The organism is uncultured Vibrio sp., assembly GCF_947488985.1.
Taxonomy (GTDB): domain Bacteria; phylum Pseudomonadota; class Gammaproteobacteria; order Enterobacterales; family Vibrionaceae; genus Vibrio.
Genome location: NZ_CANLBV010000175.1, coordinates 1 through 3,308 on the forward strand (window position 1 = coordinate 1; position 3,308 = coordinate 3,308).

Genomic DNA, 3,308 nt, shown 5'->3' on the forward strand with positions numbered 1-3,308 from the left:
TGGTCGGTGGCTGATGCGCGTCGCTCTGTCCAAAACATCTTGAATCCAAACAGAGTGCAGGAGTACTTGAAGTGCTTACGTGATATGGCTATCATGAAAGGACTTACCCAGTGGCTAAACTAGTAAGTACTCCGACCAAAACCAGCTTCCTACGGCTGGTTTTGTCACATCTGGGAAATAGATTAATCCCAAAAGCGATTGATCTCAATGATCCTTTTAACCGGTCATAGCTTTCCCAAACAAAAAAGGCTCCCATTGGGAGCCGTTCTTGTGTTTGAATCTCGATGCGCACTAAGTGCCATTATGGTAAATCACCCCTAAGAAAACCTCTAAATATCGATATGACTTTAGGATGTTTAATATTTATACCTAATTTTATTTATTCTGCGGTATATTAAATTTAAAGGATTAAATGAAACTTTACCTCTCCTTGCATTTGCTATGCTTTTCAGTTCATTTTTCGGAGCCCTTATCGCAATACCAATATTGCTTAAGAATCCAGAGACACCGGATAATTTATAAATTGACATCCACTTATCTACTGGCTGAACCATACCGGTCATATCCATATGCTCCAATAAAGTCCTAGCCGTTTCTGGTGTGATTCCATAACAACGTATAGGGAATGCTTTCTTTAGCTTAAGATCATCAAACAAAACCGGTTTATTTTTGGGGCGTACAACGTTATGGTCATAGTCAGTAAAAGAAATTAAGCCGTTATTTATAATTTGATTATAGACATCATCACTAAAAAGTACTGATGCATCTTTAACAAAATCAGCACTATCTTCTATAATTATTCCCATTTCATTTGATTCATCAACTAACTTCCATGCCATAGAGTGGGTGCTAAAAGCTCCAAACTCACCAAGCATAATTGCTTTTTTCCTGAATTTTAAAGACTCTTTAGCGAACTTATTTTCTATTCTTTTAAGCTCATCAACACTCAATGAATCAACAAAATTAAATTCAACTCCATCAAGTAGGCGTTCCATCCTATGAACTCTATCTTTATCTCTAGTTGTTAAAACATAAATTTTTATTTTTTTCATAGTAAACGCACTCCAAAAATCGAAAAGACATTTTAATTGAAATTAGGATAGATGTGATACACGTTATAAGTGAGACGCATTATGGGGTTTTGCGCCCATTTCAGCAGAAAGTCCAGACTTAGCTCAGAGGCTATGTCCTGTAAGGTCTAGCGAAATTATGATTTCTAATATCAACGATACTTTTGAGTGATTTTTGCACAAAAAACGTTATGACGTTGGAGTGCACTTCTAGATCACTGGCAGTAGCGATGTCTGCTTTGATTCGAAAATCCATCGGCATTAATTGATTATTCTGTGGAAGCTGATTTGCTGTAACGCTTTTACGGATGAGGGGTGAAGCCGTCACATTGGACTTATCGCTGAAATGGGCGCAAAACCCCTAAAACCAAGGTTAATTGGTTTAAACACATTGTAAATTTGATAATGGATAACTTTTTATTATCCATTATTATCGTGGGCTTGGGGAGTTGTGGATTGGGTGCCTTATTGGGAGTCGTTCCACTATTCAATGCTCTTTCCCAGTAAAGTTGAGTATCAGAAAACGAGGAGTATAGGCTGATTTTTAGGTGTTCATTATTCCTATTATGGTAAATGCGTGAGTTTGCCATCAGAAACAGCCCCCAGACCGCCTCAAACGCTCTTAGCGAAGATTTAGGACACTTACTTAAGGCAATGTACTTCCATAACGCCTTGTAAGTTTGTGACGCATTCAGGCCGAATCTCAGCTCGAATTAACATCTTTTGAACTCACCCAAATATCACACCGTAACGCCCATAACCGAAAGTTTGCGATTTGAGAGCGTGCTTAGTCGTGAAATGAACGAAGTTCTTTCATGACTAAGTACGATCCGACAAGCGAACGGAGTGAGAGCGTCAGCTTTTCGTTTCCTAAATCAATCGCGTTCAGCGTCCCCCTCCGAGGGGGTTTAATTGTTATGTGGAAATGAAAGTGCTCTATAAGCGTTAAGAAATTCAATCACTGAAAGTGCCGAACTGGAGAGGGGAATTGCTAATTTTAGTGCATGCTCTGGGGTGCGTTGAGCAGGGCGAGACTAAGATAGTTTACTAGCAGAAAGGAAGGGGACGAAGAGCACGACCATTTCGCACTTGAAAAGTAGCTTAGTCTCGCGTAGCGATACGCACCCTAGGTCTTAGGAACATGTTCCTAAGCTGCTCTTTTATTTAGTTTTTTAAGCTAATGTCAAGCAAGCAATACTTATAACCGTTCTCGGAGCCAACAAGTGCCGAGAACGGTTATAAGCGTAAATGAATGCTTAAGAAGCTCTTTTAAAGCGATAACGGATCATATCTTCCAACACCAGAATGCTGACCATTGCCTCATGACATTCAAATGGTTGGCGAGATTCATCAAAGGCAATGTATTTAATGTGATTAAAACGATTCTGTAGGAGATGTTTACAACCTTCATTCTCGACAACAAACACAACATGACTCCAAGCCCCTTGTCGTTTCGCGATGATATGCTCTTTAATCATCGCTCGATAGATTGAGACTGTTTTCAACGTTAAAACCACTTCAACCGCAAACACCCCATCATCTAGCCGAGAATGAACAAGAGCATCAGGATAATGCTTCAATTTAAGTTGTTCTTTGAACGCTTGGTGATGAGTAAAGGTCTGAAAGTCAGCCCAAGATAACTGTGAAAAAGCCATTCGAGTACGCTGTGTCATCAACTTATGGTCTAACCGTTGAAGACTAAAGCGCAATCCATTGAAGCAACGAACAGAGAAGCCAACATCCCCTAAACTCTCCACCCCTAGAGCAGTAATCCCCCACAAATTCAGGTCACGGCCTCGATAAGTCACAGAACGCTTAATCAAAAGCCCACGAGTAACCATTCTTTTCAGTAAAGATGATGTATTCGATTTAGCAGATTGAAGAAGAAAACAAAGATGTTCAAAATTCGTATACGTTTCAAAAGCGAGGAACCTCAAAACAAGAAGCTCCTTTTCTTGACCGCGAACGAGCGCTTTAGAGATAGGCATCAAATGAGCCATAAACAATAAACCTCTTTTTGAAAGCCCAAAAAGGACTGTTATCTGATAAACCTTTCCAACAGCCTTCCATCTAAAAGAAGTCCTTAGGCTAATGCCAAGATCTACCCAAGGCTTGAGTGTTCTGACGGGACTAGCAATAGACGGTGACATAAGAAGAACAGCAGCCCTTTCGGCTGCGCCGACCCCTACCCATTTCGACTCAATTTTATGAGTGATTTGGGTATCTTTATGGTCGCTT

2 protein-coding genes are annotated in these 3,308 nt (G+C 40.1%); both read right to left on the reverse strand.

Going from position 1 to position 3,308, the window contains the following annotated elements:
* Positions 1–356: 356 nt before the first annotated feature.
* Positions 357–1,052, reverse strand: coding sequence for a glycosyltransferase family 25 protein (locus tag Q1A70_RS19365; RefSeq protein WP_299695700.1), 696 nt, complete (start codon positions 1,050–1,052; stop codon positions 357–359).
* Between the two features lie 1,274 nt (positions 1,053–2,326).
* The coding region (locus Q1A70_RS19370) for a helix-turn-helix domain-containing protein (protein ID WP_299697565.1) at positions 2,327–3,308 on the reverse strand (982 nt) is incomplete at its 5' end.

Coding starts and splice junctions, on each gene's coding strand:
- Q1A70_RS19365 (WP_299695700.1), bottom strand. CDS start 1,052: ATGAAAAAAATAAAAATTTATGTTTTAACAACTAGAGATAAAGATAGA.